17 protein-coding genes and 1 riboswitch are annotated in these 22,212 nt (G+C 59.7%); of the genes, 10 read left to right on the forward strand and 7 right to left on the reverse strand.

Features of this window, described 5'->3' with window-relative positions:
* The first annotated feature begins 226 nt into the window (after positions 1 to 226).
* A riboswitch (cobalamin riboswitch) is annotated at positions 227 to 448 on the forward strand.
* A 122-nt stretch (positions 449 to 570) separates the two neighbouring features.
* From AC07VV_RS05655 to cobM, 4 genes are all read left to right on the forward strand, one after another.
* On the forward strand, positions 571 to 768 hold the full coding sequence (locus tag AC07VV_RS05655) for a CbtB domain-containing protein (RefSeq protein ID WP_016983301.1): 198 nt from the start codon (positions 571 to 573) through the stop codon (positions 766 to 768).
* Between the two features lie 11 nt (positions 769 to 779).
* Entirely contained in the window at positions 780 to 1,481 is a 702-nt protein-coding gene (locus AC07VV_RS05660; protein ID WP_495035598.1) for a CbtA family protein, read from the forward strand.
* Entirely contained in the window at positions 1,478 to 1,891 is a 414-nt protein-coding gene (locus tag AC07VV_RS05665; RefSeq protein WP_323160581.1) for a cobalamin biosynthesis protein, read from the forward strand. Before AC07VV_RS05660 ends, AC07VV_RS05665 begins: the two co-directional genes overlap by 4 nt.
* 91 nt (positions 1,892 to 1,982) lie before the next feature.
* On the forward strand, positions 1,983 to 2,729 hold the full coding sequence (cobM, locus tag AC07VV_RS05670) for a precorrin-4 C(11)-methyltransferase (RefSeq protein WP_495035599.1): 747 nt from the start codon (positions 1,983 to 1,985) through the stop codon (positions 2,727 to 2,729).
* Positions 2,730 to 2,776: 47 nt separating this feature from the next.
* Here cobM and nfuA read toward each other — a convergent pair whose 3' ends face one another.
* The 3 genes from nfuA to AC07VV_RS05685 form a co-directional block, all read right to left on the reverse strand.
* Positions 2,777 to 3,361: a Fe-S biogenesis protein NfuA gene (gene nfuA, locus AC07VV_RS05675; RefSeq protein ID WP_003225494.1), complete on the reverse strand. Its 585-nt coding sequence runs from the start codon at positions 3,359 to 3,361 to the stop codon at positions 2,777 to 2,779.
* 90 nt (positions 3,362 to 3,451) lie between these two features.
* Positions 3,452 to 4,453 carry an acyltransferase family protein gene (locus AC07VV_RS05680; protein ID WP_495035600.1) on the reverse strand — a complete coding sequence of 334 codons (1,002 nt, stop codon included), beginning with the start codon at positions 4,451 to 4,453 and terminating at the stop codon, positions 3,452 to 3,454.
* A gap of 59 nt (positions 4,454 to 4,512) precedes the next feature.
* Positions 4,513 to 6,807 (reverse strand): fatty acid cis/trans isomerase, encoded by a 2,295-nt coding sequence (locus AC07VV_RS05685; protein ID WP_495035601.1) that lies wholly within the window; start codon positions 6,805 to 6,807, stop codon positions 4,513 to 4,515.
* A 158-nt stretch (positions 6,808 to 6,965) separates the two neighbouring features.
* On the opposite strand from AC07VV_RS05685, the gene metH reads away from it, so the two are divergent.
* Both metH and AC07VV_RS05695 read left to right on the forward strand, forming a co-directional pair.
* The gene (gene metH, locus AC07VV_RS05690) at positions 6,966 to 10,676 is read left to right on the forward strand and encodes a methionine synthase (protein ID WP_495035602.1); all 3,711 of its coding nucleotides are present in this window, start codon (positions 6,966 to 6,968) and stop codon (positions 10,674 to 10,676) included.
* Positions 10,677 to 10,813: 137 nt separating this feature from the next.
* Positions 10,814 to 11,032, forward strand: coding sequence for a DUF2970 domain-containing protein (locus tag AC07VV_RS05695; protein ID WP_495035603.1), 219 nt, complete (start codon positions 10,814 to 10,816; stop codon positions 11,030 to 11,032).
* A gap of 6 nt (positions 11,033 to 11,038) precedes the next feature.
* Here AC07VV_RS05695 and AC07VV_RS05700 read toward each other — a convergent pair whose 3' ends face one another.
* Positions 11,039 to 12,112 (reverse strand): ABC transporter substrate-binding protein, encoded by a 1,074-nt coding sequence (locus AC07VV_RS05700; protein WP_495035604.1) that lies wholly within the window; start codon positions 12,110 to 12,112, stop codon positions 11,039 to 11,041.
* Between the two features lie 525 nt (positions 12,113 to 12,637).
* Here AC07VV_RS05700 and AC07VV_RS05705 point away from each other — a divergent pair.
* On the forward strand, positions 12,638 to 14,296 hold the full coding sequence (locus tag AC07VV_RS05705; RefSeq protein WP_495035605.1) for a nitrite/sulfite reductase: 1,659 nt from the start codon (positions 12,638 to 12,640) through the stop codon (positions 14,294 to 14,296).
* Positions 14,280 to 14,774 (forward strand): DUF934 domain-containing protein, encoded by a 495-nt coding sequence (locus AC07VV_RS05710; RefSeq protein ID WP_096819964.1) that lies wholly within the window; start codon positions 14,280 to 14,282, stop codon positions 14,772 to 14,774. The genes AC07VV_RS05705 and AC07VV_RS05710 overlap by 17 nt, the downstream gene beginning before the upstream one ends.
* A gap of 43 nt (positions 14,775 to 14,817) precedes the next feature.
* On the opposite strand, the gene AC07VV_RS05715 is transcribed toward AC07VV_RS05710, so the two are convergent.
* The 3 genes from AC07VV_RS05715 to sohB all read right to left on the reverse strand — a co-directional run bounded on the left by AC07VV_RS05715 (position 14,818) and on the right by sohB (position 20,913).
* Entirely contained in the window at positions 14,818 to 16,200 is a 1,383-nt protein-coding gene (locus tag AC07VV_RS05715; RefSeq protein ID WP_495035606.1) for an NEL-type E3 ubiquitin ligase domain-containing protein, read from the reverse strand.
* Positions 16,197 to 19,697, reverse strand: coding sequence for a dermonecrotic toxin domain-containing protein (locus AC07VV_RS05720; RefSeq protein WP_495035607.1), 3,501 nt, complete (start codon positions 19,695 to 19,697; stop codon positions 16,197 to 16,199). Before AC07VV_RS05720 ends, AC07VV_RS05715 begins: the two co-directional genes overlap by 4 nt.
* Before the next feature lie 193 nt (positions 19,698 to 19,890).
* Positions 19,891 to 20,913 carry a protease SohB gene (gene sohB, locus AC07VV_RS05725; RefSeq protein ID WP_495035608.1) on the reverse strand — a complete coding sequence of 341 codons (1,023 nt, stop codon included), beginning with the start codon at positions 20,911 to 20,913 and terminating at the stop codon, positions 19,891 to 19,893.
* A gap of 205 nt (positions 20,914 to 21,118) precedes the next feature.
* On the opposite strand from sohB, the gene AC07VV_RS05730 reads away from it, so the two are divergent.
* Positions 21,119 to 21,829 carry a histidine phosphatase family protein gene (locus AC07VV_RS05730; protein WP_495035609.1) on the forward strand — a complete coding sequence of 237 codons (711 nt, stop codon included), beginning with the start codon at positions 21,119 to 21,121 and terminating at the stop codon, positions 21,827 to 21,829.
* A gap of 48 nt (positions 21,830 to 21,877) precedes the next feature.
* Positions 21,878 to 22,195: an SCP2 sterol-binding domain-containing protein gene (locus tag AC07VV_RS05735; RefSeq protein ID WP_085730743.1), complete on the forward strand. Its 318-nt coding sequence runs from the start codon at positions 21,878 to 21,880 to the stop codon at positions 22,193 to 22,195.
* The last annotated feature ends 17 nt before the right edge of the window (positions 22,196 to 22,212 follow it).

The raw sequence follows: 22,212 nt of genomic DNA on the forward strand, positions 1-22,212 counted from the left end.
AGCAAACCGTAGGCGATGCCCCCGGATCAATCCCGGAGCGAAGGAACCCCGAGCCTCAGCGAGGGGCCGAACGTCAGGGTAAAGCCTTTTTGGTTACTTTTTCGGCGTTTGGAAAAAGTGACCCGCCGTAAGGGCGGAACCCTAAGTGGCCATAACCGCAGCAACGGATATGCCCACAAAAACGGATATGCCCACAAAATTGACTAAATTCCCCAACCCATGGTCTCCTACACAACTTGTTACGGGTGCCCTTCACAGGGTGAAACGGGAAACCGGTGAATCATGTGCTTTACTCTAAAGCCATGTCAGTCCGGTGCTGCCCCCGCAACGGTAAGCGAGCGAAGCGTCAGATCCACTGTGCCCAAGGGCATGGGAAGGTGACGCTTGCAGGTCGGCCTGACGCCAACCCCTCGTGAGCCCGGAGACCGGCCCGCAACACACAGTGCGCATCTTGCGTCACTGAACATAACAAACCCGCGGTGGGCGGGCGCTGTTCGAACCTCTGCGTGCCCGACTCGCAGGGGTTTTCATGCGCACCGTTCACCCGCTGACACTCCAGAGGGAAGCGCCATGTCGATCATCAGCAGCACCGGCAGCAACACGGACAAAATCTCCAGCACCACCACCCTGAGCCAACGCCTGACCGCTGCGATCTTCGCGTCGATCCTGGGTGCCAGCCTGGTCTACTTCGCCGGTTTCTCGCACATCGAAGCGGTTCACAACGCCGCTCACGATACCCGCCACAGCGCCGCGTTCCCGTGCCACTGAGACCTGACGACATGATCAAGCGTATTGCGCAGACCGCAGGTTTCACCGGCCTTCTGGCCGCCCTGCTCCTGACGTTGCTGCAAAGCTTCTGGGTGTCGCCGCTGATTCTTCAGGCAGAGACCTTCGAGAAAGCCGAGCCGGTTGCCGCCGTTCACGAACACGCCGCCGGCACCGCCGCCCACACCCACGATGCCGAAGCCTGGGAGCCGGAAAACGGCTGGCAGCGCGTGGTTTCTACAACCGGCGGCAATCTGGTCGTGGCCGTGGGTTTTGCCCTGATGCTGGCCGGTCTGTACACCCTGCGTGCACCGACCAAGACCTCGCAAGGCCTGCTCTGGGGTCTGGCGGGTTACGCGACTTTCGTGCTCGCCCCGACACTGGGTCTGCCGCCTGAGCTGCCGGGCACCGCTGCCGCAGACCTGGCGTCGCGTCAGATGTGGTGGATCGGCACTGCCGCGTCGACCGCTGTCGGCCTGGCGTTGATCGCGTTCGGTGGCAACTGGCTGCTGAAGATCCTCGGCGTGGCGATCCTCGCTGTTCCGCACGTGATCGGCGCCCCGCAACCGGAAGTGCACTCGATGCTCGCTCCGGAAGCACTGGAAGCTCAGTTCAAAATCGCTTCGCAGCTGACCAACGTGGCGTTCTGGCTGGCCCTGGGCCTGATCAGCGCCTGGTTGTTCCGCCGCAAAAGCGAAGGTCAGTACCACGCATGACCGATGACAGCGCAGCGCCGACCTTCGTGGTCGGCCTGGGCTGCCAGCGCGGCTGCCCGGCCAGCACGCTGCGCGCATTGCTTGACCAGGCCTTGCAGGCGCATCGAATTGACCTCGAGAAGGTCAAGGCGCTCGCCAGCATCGACCTCAAGCGCGATGAACCCGGTTTGCAGGAACTCGCCGCCCAACTGGCGCTGCCGTTGCTGTATTTCAGCAGCGAAGAACTGGCCAGTTATCAGCAACGTTTGAGTCATCATTCACAGATCGCCTTCGAACGCACCGGTTGCTATGGCGTAGCGGAAAGTGCCGCGCTGGCGCTCGCCGAACAACTGATCCAGGCCCCGGCAAAACTGCTGATTTCCAGACAAAAATACGCCCAGGCAACCCTGGCATTGGCCGGCGCGGCGTAAATTCCCGATAATCCCCGCTTTCGATCATGAGCATTCTTCATCTGAAGTGCTCTTGAAGCCTCGACCTGCCCTACTTTCACAGGATCCAACGATGACCGTTTACTTCATCGGCGCCGGCCCCGGCGACCCGGAATTGATCACTGTCAAAGGCCAGCGGCTGATCCGCAGCTGCCCGGTGATCATCTATGCAGGTTCGCTGGTGCCAGCGGCGGTGCTGGACGGTCATTCGGCTGAAACCGTGGTCAACAGCGCCGAACTGCATCTGGAACAGATCATCGATCTGATCAAGACTGCCCACGCCAAAGGCCAGGACGTGGCGCGCGTGCATTCGGGTGATCCGACCCTGTATGGCGCCATCGGTGAGCAAATCCGTTATCTGCGCGAGCTGGATATCCCGTTCGAGATCATCCCCGGTGTAACTGCCACCGCCGCATGCGCCGCGCTACTGGGCGCAGAACTGACCCTGCCGGACATCTCGCAAAGCGTGATCCTGACCCGCTATGCGGACAAGACCGCGATGCCCGCCGGCGAGGAACTGGGCAATCTGGCACAGCACGGGGCGACCATGGCGATTCATCTGGGGGTCAATCATCTGGAGAAAATCCTCGTCGAGCTGCTGCCGCATTACGGCGCGGACTGCCCGATCGCGGTGATCCACCGGGCGACGTGGCCGGATCAGGACTGGGTGGTGGGGACGCTGGAGGATATTGCCGCGAAGGTGGCCGCCAAGGGATTTCGGCGTACGGCACTGATTCTGGTCGGGCGGGTGTTGGGCAGCGATCACTTCAGTGAGTCGTCGCTGTATCGCGCGGGGCATGCGCACTTGTATCGACCATAAAAAAACGGCGCTCACGGGGCGCCGTTTTTTATGCCGCAGCGAACGCCTTAGTAGTAGGCGTTTTCTTTCTGCGTGTGGTCGGTCACGTCACGAACGCCCTTGAGCTCCGGAATGCGCTCGAGCAAGGTGCGCTCGATACCTTCCTTCAGGGTGACGTCCGCCTGGCCGCAGCCCTGGCAACCGCCGCCGAACTGCAGCACGGCAATGCCGTCTTCAACGACATCGATCAGACTGACCTGACCGCCGTGGCTAGCCAGCCCCGGGTTGATTTCGGTCTGCAGGTAATAGTTGATGCGCTCATTGACCGGGCTGTCGGCGTTGACCATCGGTACTTTGGCGTTCGGCGCCTTGATGGTCAGTTGGCCGCCCATGCGGTCGGTGGCGTAGTCGACGACAGCATCGTCGAGGAACGCTTCGCTGAACGAGTCGATGTAGGCAGTGAAGCTTTTCAGCCCCAGCGCAGTGTCTTCAGGTTTCTCTTCGCCCGGCTTGCAATAGGCAATGCAGGTTTCGGCGTACTGGGTGCCAGGCTGGGTGATGAAGACGCGGATGCCGATACCCGGGGTGTTCTGCTTGGACAGCAGATCGGCCAGGTAATCATGGGCGGCGTCGGTAATGGTAATAGCGGTCATGGAAACTCCTCGCAGGCTTGAAGCGGAGTTTACGCCAATCGGCGCGCGGCACAAAGTCCCAGTATTTACGTAGGAATAGTTCGCAATCGCCTAATCCGCGAGTTTGCCGTCGATTCGCGCCCTAAGCCATTGATAACTGCGCCTCTCCACCCATTCGTAACTCAGCCACGAACCCACGCCGATCGCCACCGCGCACAGGACAAACATCAGATACGGGTTGATTGCGTAGCGCCGGGCCAGAAACCCGCCGGCGGACAACACCAGAACGTGCATCAGATAAACCGAGTAGGAACAGTCACCCAGCAACTTGAGCACCTGATTGCGCTCGACATAGCGCTCCAGCGCCATACACGCCATGACCAGCAACGCGCTCGGAACGCCCCAGTTCAGTAATCGGGGCGATGGTGGCAAGTGATAGATCGCCAGTAGCGCCGCGCCGATGGCCATCAGCGGCAGCCAGCAACCCTGGCTGATCCAGCCACGGTGATACAGCATGCCGATGCCAATCCCGAGCAGAAACTCGTAAACGATATCCGAACGGTAGAACTCACTGACCCAGCCAAACCCGGTCCACGCCTGAGACACGGCAAACAGCAGTGCTGCGACCACCAATAACCGCATGCGCAGGCGGAACAACAAAGTCCATGCAAACAACAGGTAAAACAGCATCTCGTAGTTGAGGGTCCAGCCAACGTTCAGCGTTGGATAGAACCCATAGCCGCCAGGATTTTCGCTGGGAATGAACAGCAACGACAGCAATAGATGAGGCCAATCGAGCACCTGATCCGGCAGCAACGGCCGGGCGAACACCACCAGCAATGCCATCAACAGCGTGTACAGCCAATAGGCCGGCAGGATGCGAAACAATCGATACAGCAGAAACCGCGCCGGCAGCAGCGCCTTGCCTTCGGTGGACAGGAAAATCACCAGCCCGCTGATCACGAAAAAGATATCGACGCCCACCGCGCCCTTGTCGATGAACAGTTGCCCTATCGGCCCGCGCGCCTTGAAATCGAAGAAAATCTGCATGAAGTGATGGCAGACCACCGCCCACGCAGCGAGCGCTCGCAGGGCCTGCACTGAAATCAACATCGATGGCGCTCCCGATCCCGTGCTACACAGAATTGGGACAGCGGCCATCGTTCAAACGATCAAAGATTCTCGTACCGGTTCATATCCAGCACGCCCTCTTCCACCGGGTCGGTTTCATGGATGTACTGGCTCAGATCGTGGAAGTAGAACCAAAACTGCGGATGGCTGCGGCGAATGCCCCAACGTTCGACGATTTTCTCGAACTGCGGCGCATCCTTCGCGCTTTCCATGGCATCGACAAACGCCGGCACCTGATCCGCCGGGATGTTGAACATGAAGTTCGGGTAGCTGCTCAGCACACCCGGATAAATGGTCAGGGTGTCGAGGCCCGGCTGATAGCGCAGTGACTCACCGAGCAGGAACGCTACGTTGCTGTGGGCGCGGTTGCGCAACAGGCTGTAGACCTCGCGCTTGCCGCTGCGGGTTTCGATGCGCAGCATGGTCGCTTCCGGCAACTGATCGATCACTTTCAGCCCCGCCGCAGGACGCGCCGTCAGACGGCTCAGGGCCTGTTCGGCGTTTTGCAGCGCCGGGTCGATGTTCGGCCGCGAGCAGTAGGCATCCACGCAGCGGTTGATCGGATCGGGCCGTGCGTTGAGGTCGCCGTAACGGGCGAGCAACTGCATGGCGAAGTCATGTTTCGGGTCTTTACCGTCGAGTTTCAGTGCCGTTGGCTTGTCGTCGTCGATGGACTCATAGTCCAACCACATCTTGAACTGGCCGCTGCTCTGATACCAATCGTCGAGGTAATCCTCGCGGGAATCGGCCGGCATCAGACGCAGAAAGTTCTGCTCGGCGCCATTGCGGATCAAGTCGAAATACAACCGGGTCTGCGCCTGATGGGAGACGTTACCGAACACATCGAAATTCACCGCCAACTGGTAGTAGGTGCGTTCCAGCAGCGGATAGTCGAACAGCCACATGGTCTGCGGCACCTCGCCGATCAGGCCTTTGGTCACCGAAGCGCTGTCGAAGTGGCGGAAGATGCTCAACAGCGCATTGTCGTTGCCCGCCCACAGGGTCGACCAGCTCGGCGCCGGTTGGTCGGCGTAGCTGTCACGGCGCAAGGCTTCGTACTGGTTTCGCTTGTTGCGATAGTCGTGCCACAGGCTCAGGACGCTGCCGACGTCGTCGTTCTGCCCCGGCATGGCCAGCAACGGCGTGGCCTGGCCGCGATAGTTCGGATCGGTGATGTACAGGTCATGTTCCGGCGCCTGGAACAGCGCCCAGAAGTTGTCGCGGATCACGTCGGTTGCGATCTGGCCACGGCACACGGGACCGCGAATGAAGGTACGCACGAAGTATTCGGCGTTATCGAGCATGAACTGATAACGCGCCTGCGCCGGAATCGCTTCGAAGGTCGCAAACGGGTTCGCGCGGCTCTGCGGCCCGTAACCCGGCAGCGCATGCACCTGCCAGTTGCCGTTATAGAACAGGCTTTTGACCCGCGCCATCTTCGCCGCGCTCAGCGGATAGGTGATGTGGGTCTTGTGCACGATCACGCCCTGCACCGGCCACAGGCGGTAATACACCTGGGTGCCCGGATCATCGTTCGGGCGACGGGTGGCAATCAGGTCGATCGGCTGGCCGGTCGGCGTGCGCGAACGCACCCACTGGAAGAAATGCCCCGGCTCGCCGTCCTTGAAGTAGATGTGCGCCAGGAACCAGTGTTCGTACAACCAGCGCCCGACCAGACTCTCCCGCGCGCCAGGCTGGTTGAGCAGGTTTTCCCACTGCACGATCTGCAGCGCTTCCTTGGCGCTCGGCGCCAGGCCCTGCTCGTCGATCGGCGCGCCGGACGCCAGCCAGCGCTGCAACGTCTGGTATTGCTGGTTGGTCAGGCCGGTGACCGCCAGCGGCATGCCCTCTTTCGGGTGGGCGCCGGCATAGCCGTCGAACTCGGCGGGCATCGCACACATATTTTCCCGTTGCAGGCCGAGGACGATGTCTTCCGGCAGCTTGGCGTTGGGTGTCAATGGCGTTTTGTGCCCCAATTCCAGCATGCGCGCCATCAGCGCCGCCTGACTGCCCTGGGCGTCGAGTACCGAATAGAAGTCTTTCTGCTGCCAGGCACGTTTGCCGAAGGCGTCGTAGAACAGCCGCGTGGTCGGCGCCGCTTGCGTGCGTTCGCCGTCGTAGACCGGCATCTTGCTTGCGCCACGGGCCGCACCTTCACCGCTGCCCAGGTTCAGCTGACAGGCGGAGTCGTAGCACGCATGGCAGGCCACGCACTTCTCGGTGAAGATCGGCTGGATGTCGCGGGTGTAAGAAATCGAAGGCGAGATCGCAGGACTTTGCGCCGCCGCGCCAAAGCTCAAAAACAGCAACACCATGCTGACGACGCGGTACGACATATCCCTGATCCTGATCCTGAATAAAAACGCCGCGATTCTACCGTTATGACGCCCGTGCCAACATGAGCGATATTCATGCAAAAGCGCCACATGCTCTAAATCCGCACAGGTTTGTTATGATCCCGCTCCTTCGTCATGGTCTTTTTCGAGTAGTCCCAATGTCCGATCGCAGCGTCCGCCTTCAAGCTCTCAAGCAAGCCCTCAAAGAGCGCATCCTGATACTCGATGGCGGTATGGGCACGATGATCCAGAGCTACAAGCTCGAAGAGCAGGATTATCGCGGCAAGCGTTTCGCCGACTGGCCGAGCGACGTCAAGGGCAACAACGACCTGCTGGTCATAACCCGTCCCGACGTGATCGGCGGCATCGAGAAAGCCTACCTGGATGCCGGCGCCGACATCCTGGAAACCAACACCTTCAACGCCACCCGCATTTCCATGGCCGATTACGGCATGGAAGAGCTGGCCTACGAACTCAACGTAGAAGGCGCACGACTGGCCCGCAAGGTCGCTGACGCCAAGACGGCCGAGAACCCGGACAAGCCGCGTTTCGTCGCCGGCGTGCTCGGCCCGACCAGCCGCACCTGCTCGCTGTCGCCGGACGTCAACAACCCGGGCTACCGCAACGTCACCTTCGATGAGCTGGTGGAAAACTACACCGAAGCCACCAAAGGCCTGATCGAGGGCGGCGCCGACCTGATCCTGATCGAAACCATCTTCGACACCCTCAACGCCAAAGCGGCGATCTTCGCCGTGCAAGGCGTGTTCGAAGAACTGCACATCGAACTGCCGATCATGATTTCCGGCACCATCACCGACGCCTCCGGTCGTACCCTGTCGGGCCAGACCACCGAAGCGTTCTGGAACTCCGTGGCGCACGCCAAGCCGATTTCGGTCGGTCTGAACTGCGCCCTCGGTGCCCGTGAACTGCGTCCGTACCTGGAAGAGCTGTCGGACAAGGCCAGCACTCACGTTTCGGCGCACCCGAACGCCGGCCTGCCGAACGAATTCGGCGAGTACGACGAACTGCCGGTGGACACCGCCAAGGTCATCGAAGAATTCGCCCAGAGCGGTTTCCTCAACATCGTCGGCGGTTGCTGCGGCACCACGCCGGGCCACATCGAAGCCATCGCCAAAGCCGTTGCCGGCTACGCGCCACGGCAGATTCCGGACATTCCCAAGGCCTGCCGCCTGTCGGGTCTGGAACCGTTCACCATCGATCGCAGCTCGCTGTTCGTCAACGTCGGCGAGCGGACCAACATCACCGGTTCGGCCAAATTCGCCCGCCTGATCCGTGAAGACAACTACACCGAAGCCCTGGAAGTCGCCCTGCAGCAGGTCGAGGCCGGCGCCCAGGTGATCGATATCAACATGGACGAAGGGATGCTGGATTCGAAGAAGGCCATGGTGACCTTCCTCAATCTGATTGCCGGCGAGCCGGACATCTCCCGCGTACCGATCATGATCGACTCCTCGAAATGGGACGTGATCGAAGCCGGCCTCAAATGCATTCAGGGCAAGGGCATCGTCAACTCGATCAGCATGAAAGAAGGCGTCGAGCAGTTCATCCACCACGCCAAACTGTGCAAACGCTACGGCGCCGCCGTGGTGGTGATGGCGTTCGACGAAGCCGGCCAGGCCGACACCGAAGCGCGCAAGAAAGAAATCTGCAAACGCTCCTACGACATTCTGGTCAACGAAGTCGGCTTCCCGCCGGAAGACATCATCTTCGACCCGAACATCTTCGCCGTAGCCACCGGTATCGAAGAACACAACAACTACGCTGTGGACTTCATCAACGCCTGTGCCTACATCCGTGACGAACTGCCGTATGCGCTGACGTCCGGCGGCGTGTCCAACGTGTCGTTCTCGTTCCGTGGCAACAACCCTGTGCGTGAGGCGATTCACTCGGTGTTCCTGCTGTACGCGATCCGCGCCGGCCTGACCATGGGTATCGTCAACGCCGGTCAGCTGGAGATCTACGACCAGATCCCGCAGGAACTTCGCGACGCCGTTGAAGACGTGATCCTCAACCGCACCCCGGAAGGCACCGACGCCCTCCTCGCCATTGCCGACAAGTACAAGGGCGACGGCAGCGTCAAGGAAGCCGAGACCGAAGAGTGGCGCAGCTGGGACGTCAACAAGCGTCTGGAGCATGCGCTGGTCAAGGGCATCACCACCCACATCGTCGAAGACACCGAAGAGTCCCGTCAGTCCTTCGCCCGTCCGATCGAAGTGATCGAAGGCCCGCTGATGTCCGGCATGAACATCGTCGGCGACCTGTTCGGCGCCGGCAAAATGTTCCTGCCGCAGGTGGTTAAGTCCGCCCGCGTGATGAAGCAGGCCGTGGCCCACCTGATTCCGTTCATCGAACTGGAAAAAGGCGACAAGCCGGAAGCCAAGGGCAAGATCCTCATGGCCACCGTGAAAGGCGACGTGCACGACATCGGCAAGAACATCGTCGGCGTGGTGCTGGGTTGCAACGGCTACGACATCGTCGACCTCGGCGTGATGGTCCCGGCCGAGAAGATCCTTCAAGTGGCCAAGGAGCAGAAGTGCGACATCATCGGCCTGTCCGGCCTGATCACCCCGTCGCTGGATGAAATGGTCCACGTGGCCCGCGAGATGCAGCGCCAGGACTTCCACCTGCCGTTGATGATCGGCGGCGCGACCACCTCCAAGGCGCACACGGCGGTGAAGATCGAGCCGAAGTACAGCAACGACGCGGTGGTCTACGTGACCGACGCCTCCCGCGCCGTGGGCGTGGCGACGCAGTTGTTGTCCAAAGAACTGAAAGCCGGTTTCGTCGAGAAGACCCGCGAAGAGTACGTCGAAGTCCGCGAGCGCACCGCCAACCGCAGCGCCCGCACCGAACGCCTGAGCTACGCGGCGTCGATCGCGAAAAAACCGCAGTTCGACTGGGCCACTTACACCCCGGTCAAACCGACGTTCACCGGCAGCCGCGTGCTGGATAACATCGACCTCAACGTGCTGGCCGAGTACATCGACTGGACACCGTTCTTCATCTCCTGGGACCTGGCCGGCAAGTTCCCGCGCATCCTTGAAGACGAAGTAGTCGGTGAGGCCGCGACCTCGCTGTACAAGGATGCCCGCGAGATGCTGACCAAGCTGATCGACGAGAAGCTGATCAGCGCCCGTGCGGTGTTCGGTTTCTGGCCGGCCAATCAGGTACACGACGACGATATCGAGCTGTACGGCGATGACGGCAAGCCAATGGCCCGCCTGCATCACCTGCGTCAGCAGATCATCAAGACCGACGGCAAGCCGAACTTCTCCCTCGCCGACTTCGTCGCGCCGAAGGACAGCGAAGTGACCGACTACGTCGGTGGTTTCATCACCACCGCCGGGATCGGCGCCGAAGAAGTGGCCAAGGCCTATCAGGACGCTGGCGACGACTACAACTCGATCATGGTCAAGGCGTTGGCCGACCGTCTGGCTGAAGCCTGTGCCGAGTGGCTGCACCAGCAAGTGCGTAAAGAACACTGGGGTTACGCCAAGGATGAAGTCCTCGACAACGAAGCACTGATCAAAGAGCAGTATTCCGGCATCCGCCCTGCCCCAGGCTACCCGGCGTGCCCGGATCACACCGAGAAGGCCACGCTTTTCGCCCTGCTCGACCCTGAAGCTCAGGAAATGCGCGCCGGCCGCAGCGGTGTGTTCCTCACCGAGCACTACGCGATGTTCCCGGCGGCAGCGGTCAGCGGCTGGTACTTCGCGCATCCGCAGGCGCAGTACTTCGCCGTGGGTAAGGTCGACAAGGACCAGGTGCAGAGCTACACCTCGCGCAAAGGCCAGGAACTGAGCCTGACCGAGCGCTGGCTGGCGCCGAACCTGGGTTACGAAAACTAAGTTACGACAACTAAGTTACGACAACCAATCCAGCTTCACCCGACACCCTGTGGGAGCCTATTGGCTCCCACAGGTATTTCTGCGACCTGAAAAGGGTTGGCTATGCTTGTCTGACACACACGGCAGACGAGGGATTTATGGACGATCCAGTCGACAACAAGCCACCGACCTTCTGGCAGATGGTGCAAAGCGTCATGGCGGCGGCGTTCGGGGTGCAGAGCGGCAAGAACCGGGCAAGGGACTTCACCCATGGAAAGCCCAGCCACTTCATCTTCCTGGGCATTGCGTTCACGGCGGTGTTCGCCCTGACGCTGTTTGGCATCGTGCAACTGGTGGTGCACCTGGCGGGTGCCTGACCGGCGTCAGCGCATCAGGGTTTGCAGGTTGAACGGATAGCGATACGAAGCCGGACGGCCCTTCGCCGAGAGCTTGCGAAAATGCACGCCGTAGTCCGGCGAAGTGCCCATGGCCAGCATTCGACGGGCATGATCTCTGTCGATCAGTTGCAACAACGGAATCTGCCGGTCACGGCCGCCGTACTGATTCAGATCGACGCCTTGCGCGTGATCATGCAGTTCGACCAGCGCCCAGCCACCGAGGGTGAAATGCCCGCCGAGCAGCGCGCTCAGGCGACCGTCGACCATGGCCTGCAAAGCTTCGGGCGAGGTATTGACCGCGCTGAACAACACGTCCTTGCCCGGTACTTTCCCCGCCTCGGAAACGGCGCGCATCGCACCGAAGGCCATTTCATCGTTGGCCGCCCACACCAATGACACTTTCGGATATCGAACCAACAATTGCTTCGCCTGCTCGTAGGCACGCTGTTGCGTCCAGCCGCCGTAGACCAGTTGCCGCAAACGTACCTGAGGATGCTCGGCCAGCGCCCGCTGCATGCCTTTTTCGCGCAACTGTGCCGAAGGTGTGATCTTGAGGCCCGAAAACGCCAGCAGATCGATGGTTTCACCGGGAGCCACCGCAGGGTGCAGGCGAATCAGCTCCTTCATCATCAGGTAGCCACCCTCCTCATCGTTGGGCACCAGACTGCCGATGCGATCGGCGCGCTCCGCTACCAGCGCCTGCTGGTTGGGCGTCAGTGCCGAATTGACGATAAAGAGCTTCACGCCACTGTCGTTGGCCATGCGCAAAATCTGCGGAGCGACGTACTGTTCATTGACGAACACCAGATAATCCGGGCGGTCAGGCCCCTGCAACGCCAATCGCGCCTGCGCCAGGGTCAGTTCGGGCTGGCGTTGGGCATAGAGGATGTGCAGGTCGACTCCCAGATCCCGAGCGGCGGCCTGCATGAATTGCGAATAACTGACCCAGAACGCTTCCTGGGTCGAACCCGGATTCAGGAACAGCACGGACTCCGCCCGCGCACTGGTCCCGAAGGCCATGCCCAGCAAAAGCAGACTGATGTGGAGAAACTTGAACATGAAGCATCCGGGCCCAGGGAAAAATGGCCGCGCATTATAGCCATTCAATCGCCGGCCATTAGCGCCTGATCCCGCTTTTTGTCCGACAATCGTCGGAGGCGGGCCCGGAGGGGTCGTTTTACTGATGACTGACCCAGAACACCGCTGTTCCAACGACCAGAATGATCAGGAACAGAATGGCCCATGCATCGACACTGCTATCGCTTTTCCTTGCCTTGGTTGGGTTGCTCATTGCATCGCCTCTTGTCGGTTTTATCGGTGATTGCAGAAAGACTCGACCACAGTTAAGACGATGATTGTCCGCACGACAAATGTGGGTTAGTTAACAGTGATTCTCGTTAGTCGTTTTGGTTCTTTCCATATACTCAAACATCACTTTTGCGCATAACTGCAAACGGGTATATTGCCCCGGCTCCATTAGGGAGTGCGCGGCCGTGCGCGCGTAATTGCAGAGGCACCATCGGACTCCAGCAAGCGAAAACGCAGCGTTTTCCGAGTAGCCCAAAGCCTGAGAACAGGACTTATATGTACGTATACGACGAGTACGATCAGCGGATCATCGAGGACCGCGTCAAGCAGTTCCGTGATCAGACCCGACGCTATCTGGCAGGTGAGCTGAGCGAAGAAGAATTCCGCCCCCTGCGCCTGCAGAATGGCCTGTACATCCAGCGTTTCGCGCCGATGTTGCGAGTGGCGGTGCCCTACGGCCAACTGACTTCGCGTCAGATGCGCATGATGGCCAAGATTGCCCGCGACTACGACAAGGGCTACGCCCACATCAGTACCCGCCAGAACGTACAGTTCAACTGGCCGGCACTCGAAGACATCCCGGACATCCTCGCGGAACTGGCCACCGTGCAGATGCACGCGATCCAGACCAGCGGCAACTGCCTGCGCAACGTCACCACCGACCAGTTTGCCGGTGTTGCGTTCGATGAGCTGATCGACCCGCGTCCGTGGTGCGAAATCGTTCGTCAGTGGACCACGTTCCACCCGGAATTCGCCTACCTGCCACGCAAATTCAAGATCGCCGTCAACGGTTCGACCTCCGACCGTGCGGCCATCGAAGTCCACGACATCGGCCTTGAGCCAGTGCACAACGCCGCGGGCGAACTCGGTTTCCGCGTGCTGGTCGGCGGCGGTCTGGGTCGTACTCCGGTGGTGGGCGCCTTCATCAACGAGTTCCTGCCGTGGCAGGACCTGTTGAGCTACCTCGACGCGATCCTGCGGGTTTACAACCGCTACGGCCGTCGCGACAACAAATACAAGGCGCGGATCAAGATCCTCGTCAAAGCGCTGACTCCAGAAGTCTTCGCCCAGAAAGTCGATGCCGAAATGGAACACCTGCGCGGCGGCCAGACCACCCTGACCGAAGCCGAACTGCATCGCGTCGCCAAACACTTCGTCGACCCGGACTACAAGGCGCTGAGCAATCAAGACGCCGAACTGGCCACCCTCGACAAGGAACACCCGGGTTTCGCCCGCTGGCGCACCCGCAATACCCTGGCACACAAGAAGCCGGGCTACGTGGCCGTGACTTTGTCCCTGAAGCCGACCGGTGTTGCACCGGGCGACATCACCGACAAGCAGCTCGACGCCGTCGCCGACCTGGCCGACCGCTACAGCTTCGGTCAATTGCGCACCTCCCACGAACAGAACATCATTCTGGCCGACGTCGAGCAGAGCCAGTTGTTCACCCTGTGGGGCGAGCTGCGTGAGAGTGGTTTCGCTACGCCGAACATCGGCCTGCTGACCGACATCATCTGCTGCCCTGGCGGTGATTTCTGCTCCCTGGCCAACGCCAAGTCGATCCCGATCGCCGAATCGATCCAGCGCCGCTTCGACGACCTGGACTACCTGTTCGACATCGGTGAGCTGGACCTGAACATCTCCGGCTGCATGAACGCCTGCGGTCACCACCATGTCGGCCACATCGGCATCCTCGGCGTGGACAAGAAAGGTGAGGAGTTCTATCAGGTCTCCCTCGGCGGCAGCGCCAGCCGTGACGCCAGCCTGGGCAAGATCCTCGGCCCGTCCTTCGCCCAAGACGCCATGCCGGATGTGATCTCCAAGCTGATCGACGTGTACGTGGAGCAACGTACCGAAGACGAGCGCTTCATTGACACCTACCAGCGTATTGGCATCGACCTCTTCAAGGAACGCGTCTATGCAGCGAATCATTAAGAACAACGAGGTCGTCGACGAAACCTGGCACCTGCTGCCCAAGGATTTCAATATCGACGAGATCAGCAACTGCGACGACCTGATCGTCCCGCTGCAGCTGTGGCGTGAACACAGCCGCATGCTCAAGGCCCGCGATGGCGGTCTGGGTGTGTGGCTGGATGCCGACGAAGAAGCCGAGGAAATCGGTGACGACGTGAATGAGTTCCAGGTGATTGCCCTGAACTTCCCGGCGTTCACCGATGGCCGCAACTACTCCAACGCCCGCCTGCTGCGTGACCGTTACGGTTTCAAAGGCGAACTGCGGGCGATTGGCGACGTGCTGCGCGACCAACTGTTCTACATGCGCCGTTGCGGCTTCGATGCCTTCGCCCTGCGTGCGGACAAAGACCCGTACGACGCCCTTGAAAGCCTCAAGGACTTCTCGGTGACCTATCAGGCCGCCACTGACGAACCGCTGCCGCTGTTCCGTCGCCGCTGACCGTGTACCCCGAGCCCGCCTGCGCGGGCTCGGGTGTCTCTGCTTATCCCTCTCTCGTTCCTAACCTGTTGGGCCCCGGCGTGACTGGCAAGGTCAAACCTGGATGCCTCGCCAATGCTGCATTGGTCAGCTGTTTGCGCAGTTCCAGGCTTTCATTTCTGAAGTTGTCGAAGATCGTCGTCATTTGCTGACTGGCAGCCTCACGAGACAACCCGACCTGTGCCTCCAATCGCGAAAACGCTTGCGCACTGCGATCGAGAACGCTGGTAAATGCATCCTGACGTGTCGTCAGCAAATACTCCGCCCAGAACTCCTGCCTGCTGACCGACTCGGACAGTTGTGCCGTCTGCTCGGCCCTGACGACCTCCAGATACGCGTGATCGATCTGCGCGTCAGTCACCTCGGTATCCAGCGGCATATTCAGCTCTGTGGGTTGTGCCGGCAACGCCAGGCGTTGTGCCAGTCTCACCCGGTAAATCAGGCTGACATCCAGCGCCTGACGTTGAGTGAAGGTCCCCGAGCGGGAACGTCGCGCAATATCGAGCAACGCTTGCTTTTCCACCTGCTGCAAACGGAACAACCCGCGCAACAGACGGACCAGGTCGCCTTCGAGTGTCTGTGTACCGGTGCGGGCCGCCGCCGCTGCCCGATAACACAGCACCCTGACCTCCAGATCGCTGAACAGCCCCGCAACATTGGGTGCACTGACCCAACCTGTCCGGGCCATGCGAAACAGGGCTCGACGCAACGTGTCGTCCTCACAAGCTGCCTCCAGCACATTCCACACCCGCTGCCCGAGCTGTTCGCGGGTTCGGGAGTAATCGGCCGTTTCACGCAGTTGCATGAGCACTTCAAAAAAATCCCGGGAGTCCGGGGCCGCCGACAGCGATGACAGCACTTGCTTCGCCCGGCCGATTTCCACAGTCGGCAAGCCGTTGACCCACCCGGCCCCCTCACGATCACCCGCCAATCGTATGGTGCGGGCGTACTCGGTGGTGAGCACGCCGAGGCTTATGCCTTGTGACTGTTGGTACGCAGCGATGTCTTTCAGGCTTGCCGCCGACAGCGGGTTGCCATCGATCGTGGTGCCACGATTCAGTACCGCGCGGGAGGTGAACACAGACAACGGGATATCGACGATCCTGTTGTTGCGCAAATCGAGAGACTCCAGATGCGCCAGTACATCGGTTTTCCCGGGCCATTCGCTGATGCCGGTGTCACGCAGATTAAGATGACGCAAACTGCGCATCGCACTGACATCAGGCGTCTGCCCCAACGTCGAGTTGAACCCAAGATCCAGCGTGCGCAAATGCTGTTTGCCGCCCAGCTCCTGCATCGATCGCTCGGTCAGGCGAATGCTGTTATTGCTCAGATCCAGCCCGGTCAGCGCCGGCATATCCCCGATCGCAAGAGGAATGCGCGTCAACCCGTTCCCTGACAATTCAGCACCCGCAATCCGGTAAAGTTACGCAAAAATGTGTTCAACCCCGCGCTGGCGCCAACGCCACTCATCTCCAAAGCGGTGATGTGGGCAAAATCACCAACGAGGGTCGGCATTTCCCCCAGCGGCGCTGCATCGAATGTCAGACTGTAGGTCGGATGACCCGAGTGCACGGAGTGGCGGGTTTCCTTGCGCCAGGCGCGCAAAATGGCTTGCATTGCCCGGGCCTTGCTATGGGTCGGCACCTTGAGTCTCGGTCCCTCCTTTTCCTGATAATACGTATCGCGGTGAGTCCAGCGCTCCAGGGTTTCGACCATCGTCCGGTATTGCTCGCGCAGCCGCTCCAGCGATCTGATGGCCAAGACTTCGTCGGTGCCCAGCGAGGTCACGAAACGTTTGAGCTGCGCGGGGGACTGGGCCGGATACAGCTCCTGCGCCCGGCGCATGAGCACGGGAGATGTTCCCGGTGCAGAACTCGAAGGAGCCGACTGCTGGACGAAGGCTTGCTCGATCCGACGATCCGCCAGGCCCATCGGTGAACGGTAATCGGCGCTCACCGGTTCAATTTCCAGCACCTTGGCGAATGCTTCGCGCCGCTGCAGTGCCAATGCAGTGATTTTCTGCCGCAAGCCAGTGCCATCGATGTCCTTGTCGACCCCGATGGCCTTGCGACTGTGGGTCGGGAGGCTTTCCCACAATGTCTGGAAGAAATTCGCCCGGGTGCGCGTCGGCTGACTGGAGACGACAGTGTGACGCGTGTCCTGGCCCTGATAGCGCTCGGCGTAGGCTTCGATCAGCACCTTGTGTGCGGCGTCACTCGGGCCGACGGTTGCCCGCTGATCGGCATATACACCCCAATCCAGAATTTCGACAAACACATCGCCAGGCCAGCCGGGCAAATGGATCAACGTGTCGAGTATCAGCATGTCGGGATCGCGTCCGCAGGCCGCATCGAGATACAAACCCTCGTATGCCCGGTTCAGACGCTGGATCTGCTGATAGCGCCGCGCCTCTTCGGCCAGACGCAGCGGTACGGTATCGGACTCCAACTGCTCCCACTCACGCGCATCGGCATGCTGAACCAGTTCGTCGATGGCACTGGCTGAAAGTCCTGGAAAGGCCTTGATGATCGGCTCGCCCCTGGACAGTTCGCAGATATCGGCTCGCCGGAACAGCCGATCCATCATCGCCATGCGCATGCGCGGTGCCAGCGCGGCAATGTGACTGGCCAATAGCGCAGACTGGTTTTTCGACTCCACAGTGGCCGAACCCAGCAAGCGTGAACGCTCACTGGCATTGAGTGCGGCCAACAGTGGAGCATGGAACTGTCCCTTGCTCAGCACGTCCTCACTGATTTTCACCTGCCGGGCCGCATTGTCTGCACCATAGCGCGTCACTTCGAAGCCGGCGACGTCCTCCACAATGATTGCCATGTCCCGTGGCCAACGCCCTGCCCCCGTCAACAAATACAACTGCAAATCGGCATCTGCCATGGGTGCAGAAGCCGGTACGGCGATCTGCTCCATGAACAACCCGACGTCGGTATCTGCGCGAAAACGTCTTACAGAGTCCGTCAAAACCGCCATCGGTTTGCCGCTTTCGACAAACAACTGGCGCATAGCCGCCTCGTCGATGCCACTGGCCGCGATGACTTGCAGCGCACGAGTATCTGAAACCTTCTCTTCCCGGAATCCCAAACGACGGAACAGGGTCAAAGAGCTCCATTCGTGAGGCAGCTCGGAGTCGTGACGCCAGGCGCCCGCACCGTTGGTCTCAAGTAAAGGTGAATAGCGTTCGGGCAACTGCGGGTCATGCACCTCCCACAAGCCGGTGCCGGTTACCGGACGCACCGCGTACGCATCGGGGCCCAGCGGCAAATAGCGCTTGTCTGCACGCCAGACCAACCCTTGCGCATCGGCAGCAAGATTGCCAGGCAAGGATTCACGATATCGGTAAGCGGTCATGTCCGGATTCCAGAGTCGATGCGACATCGTGCCAACCGGGACACGCCGCAACCCTTGCATGAAACTCGACGAACGCACGACTCTATAAGCCTTGCCGGTGGCCACACCGCCAGCGGCGAAGCCCGCCATGAGGATCAGGTTCTCGAGGGTGTCAAACAGACAATCGGCGGCATGCTCCTGATCGCCGTGAGCCCAGCTGTCGATGCCCTCGTAAATCTCGCCGAGTAATTGCAGCCCGGCAACGGCGCACAGGACTTCGCCGAGAACCGGCACAAAGGAGACAAAAAACAACAGCGTATTCAGTCCGATGGCTTTGTAGGTGTCCAGCCTGGCCAGACGGGTTTTCTCATCTTCATCATCGGTGGGCACCACCAGCAAACGAGTGTCGGCCCGCACCTGCGCTGCGCGGTGCTGGAAGATGGCCAGAAACAGATCTTGTTTTGCGTCACCTTCAAGATCGATGCCTGTCAGAGGCAGATAGCTCGAAGTAATGGGAAACTGGTTCGGCCTGACATCCAACAAGCGCACACTCAGACCCGTAAGGAAAAGCGAGCGATCCTGCATAGGCAGGAATCGCATGAAAAAACGCCGAAACTCGGGATTGCGTAAACGCCCGCTCAGCTCAAGTTCGAATTTTTGGAACGACGCATACTCTTTCAAGGGATGATCATGATCGCCCGGCATATAGATCACACAACGGTAATCGTCTTCCTCTGGCTCGCTGATCAGGCCGATGAACATGGCGCCTCGAAGTTGCACCCCAAGCATTTCAAGACTTTGATAGCCAAGCGTGTTCTTGCCCAGTTTGATCGGGGATTCAGAGTTCTTGACCGAGTTGAGCATCTGATAAACATCGGCACCGATGTGACCACGCATATAGGCGATATGCCGATCAACATCGAACTGATCTCTGGAACAAGCGACGGATGTTTCCTGCAAACTGGCGATTTGAGTGTCGCTGCCAAAAAAACCTTCCACATGTTTCTGGTATTGCTTGCCAAGATCCAGGTATCGGCAAAGTCTGGCGAACTCATGGGGCTTTATCGGCAATACCCGATTGAATCGCCCCGTTACTTTCTGTGGAATGTAGAGCAAAGAGCTCTCGTGATAGCTGCTGGCCAAGGTTTCAGACAACTCGAAATTTTCACAAGCGGCCGTCAACAGATTGCGATCGATCGGTAACACCAGTTTCTTGCGCAGCCCCAACAGACTGGATGTGGAGCGTACGTGTTGAAAAATCGCCCCATCGACTTCGAAGGGCTCGCCCAGTTTCTCAGCCATGGCCTTGGCCAGAAGGGGTGTGCAAAAGCTCTGTGGGGATTTTAGCGTCCGCAGTTTTTCCAGCGCGGCATGGCGGGATTTGAAACTGGCCTTGAAACTTTCATAGAGATCATTGCGAGCGACCTCTGAAGATTCAAGCAGCCAGGCGGGCATTTGTTTTTTATATAACTCAAAGAAGACGCCTTGTTGAGCTGGCGTCATGCCGGGCAAACTTGATCGACTCTTTTCAACATCCATGTTTAACAACTCTCATCCTGAAGTGAACATTCAGAATAAAGTTGAAACAACATTCAATACAGCGCGATTAGTTGATGTATTCCCCACCAAAACAACAACATTACGCGACGATAAAATACCTATATACCGCACTGTCTTACGATAAAAGTGTTTCACGCTCGCGAGGGTGAAACCTCACGAGCGTACGCAACACTTACCAGAAACGTTGCTGGGTCAGCCGGCTCCACCAGCTCAGCAACACGCGATCCACCGAGCCGCTGGCCGCGATGCCGATACGCTCCTGCAGGCTTTTGCGTTCGGCGTAGTGCAGATGATAGACCTCTGACTGCTTGGCGCGCTCGGCCAGGTATTCGTCACTGGTCTTGAGTTCATCCACCAATTGCTTTTCCAGCGCCGCGATGCCGAGCCAGACCTCGCCCGTGGCCACTTCGTCGATCGCCAGTTGCGGGCGATAACGGGCGACGAAGTTCTTGAACAGTTTATGGGTGATGTCCAGGTCTTCCTGGAATTTCTCCCGGCCCTTCTCGGTGTTTTCGCCAAACACGGTGAGGGTGCGCTTGTATTCGCCAGCGGTCAGCACTTCGAAATCGATGTCATGCTTTTTCAGCAGGCGATTGACGTTCGGCAGCTGCGCCACCACACCGATCGAGCCGAGAATGGCAAACGGTGCGCTGATGATCTTCTCGCCGATGCAGGCCATCATGTAGCCGCCGCTCGCCGCGACCTTGTCGATACACACCGTCAATGGCACGCCGGCGTCACGGACGCGCGCCAGTTGCGACGAGGCCAAGCCATAGCTGTGAACCATGCCGCCGCCACTCTCCAGACGCAGGACCACTTCATCCTTCGGTGTAGCCAGGGTCAGCAGCGCAGTGATTTCGTGACGCAGACTTTCGGTGGCCGACGCCTTGATGTCGCCATCGAAATCCAGCACGAATACACGCGGTTTGGCGTCCGGGTTCTTCTTCTGTTTCTTCTCGGCCTTGGCCTCGCCCTTGCGCAAGGCCTTGAGCTGATCCTTGTCGAGCAGGGTCTGCTCCAGCCGCTCACGCAGGCCTTTATAGAAATCATTGAGCTTGTTGACCTGCAACTGGCCCGCGGACTTGCGTCGGCCCTTGCTGCGCAATGCAGCAAAACTGGCCAGCACCACCAGAATCGCGATGACCAGTGTCACGGTCTTGGCCAGGAAACTGGCGTATTCAGTCAAAAACTCCACAGTGACTCCTTCAAACGATGCGCAATTGCTTAACACGCGCGGGATACCTCCAGCATACCCATGCACTGCTTCGTCGGCCAGCCGTGAAACCTCTGGAAACAGGCCTGTAACGGGCATTTCAAACAAGCGTATGTTTTTTCATTGACAGCTCTCCGCCATCCCCATAACCTCGCCACAACCTTCAACGTACCGGGATGACGCGGACGTGGGCAGCATCTACTTGATTCGACATGGCCAGGCCTCCTTCGGTGCAGACGACTATGACGTCCTGTCGCCGACCGGTGTACGCCAGGCAGAAATCCTCGGCCGCCACCTCGCCGAGCTAGGCGTCAGCTTCGATCGCTGCCTGTCGGGCGATCTGCGACGTCAGCAACACACGGCCAACAGCGCGCTGGAACAGTTCGCCGCCGTCGGCCTGCCGGTCCCTGCTCTGGAAATCGATTCGGCCTTCAACGAATTCGACGCCGACGCCGTGATCCGCGCCCTGCTCCCGGCCATGCTGCCCGAAGAACCCGAAGCGCTGGAGATCCTGCGCAACGCCGCACAGAACCGTGGCGAGTTCCAGCGCATCTTCGCCCTGATCATTGAACGCTGGCTGGCCGGCACCTACGACACGCCGGGGCTGGAAAGCTGGCTGGGGTTCGTCGAGCGGGTCCAGGCCGGGCTGAACCGCCTACTTGATCAGGCCGACAACAACCAGAAAATTGCAGTGTTCACCTCGGGCGGCACCATCACCGCCCTGCTCCACCTGATAACGCAAATGCCTGCCCGGCAGGCCTTTGAACTGAACTGGCAAATCGTCAACACCTCGCTCAACCAGCTGAAGTTCCGCGGTCGCGAGGTGGCTCTGGCTTCCTTCAACAGTCATGCACACCTGCAACTGCTGAAGGCCCCGGAACTCATCACTTTTCGCTGAGTCCGGATTACTGTGACCCTGCTGCAATCAACCAAAAAGGATCGAACCATGACCTCCGTAGCTGATGCCGTAAAAGCAATGCAAGCCAAGTTCAACCCAGCCGCTGCTGCCGGTCTGGATCTGATCTTCGGTTTCAACATCACTGACGAAGACAAGCACTACGCCCTGATCGTCAAAGACGGCACTTGCGACATCCAGGAAGGCGAAAACGCCGACGCCAACTGCACACTGGTGCTGGACAGCGAAACCCTGAAAGGCATCGTCAGCGGCGAAACCGACGGCATGCAGGCCTTCATGGGCGGCAAGCTGCGCGTTGAAGGCGACATGATGCTGTCGATGAAACTGTCCGAGCTGTTCCCGGCGTAAGTCGCAGGCCAGCCCAA

It is taken from the genome of Pseudomonas sp. GW821-FHT02C04 (assembly GCF_059421845.1).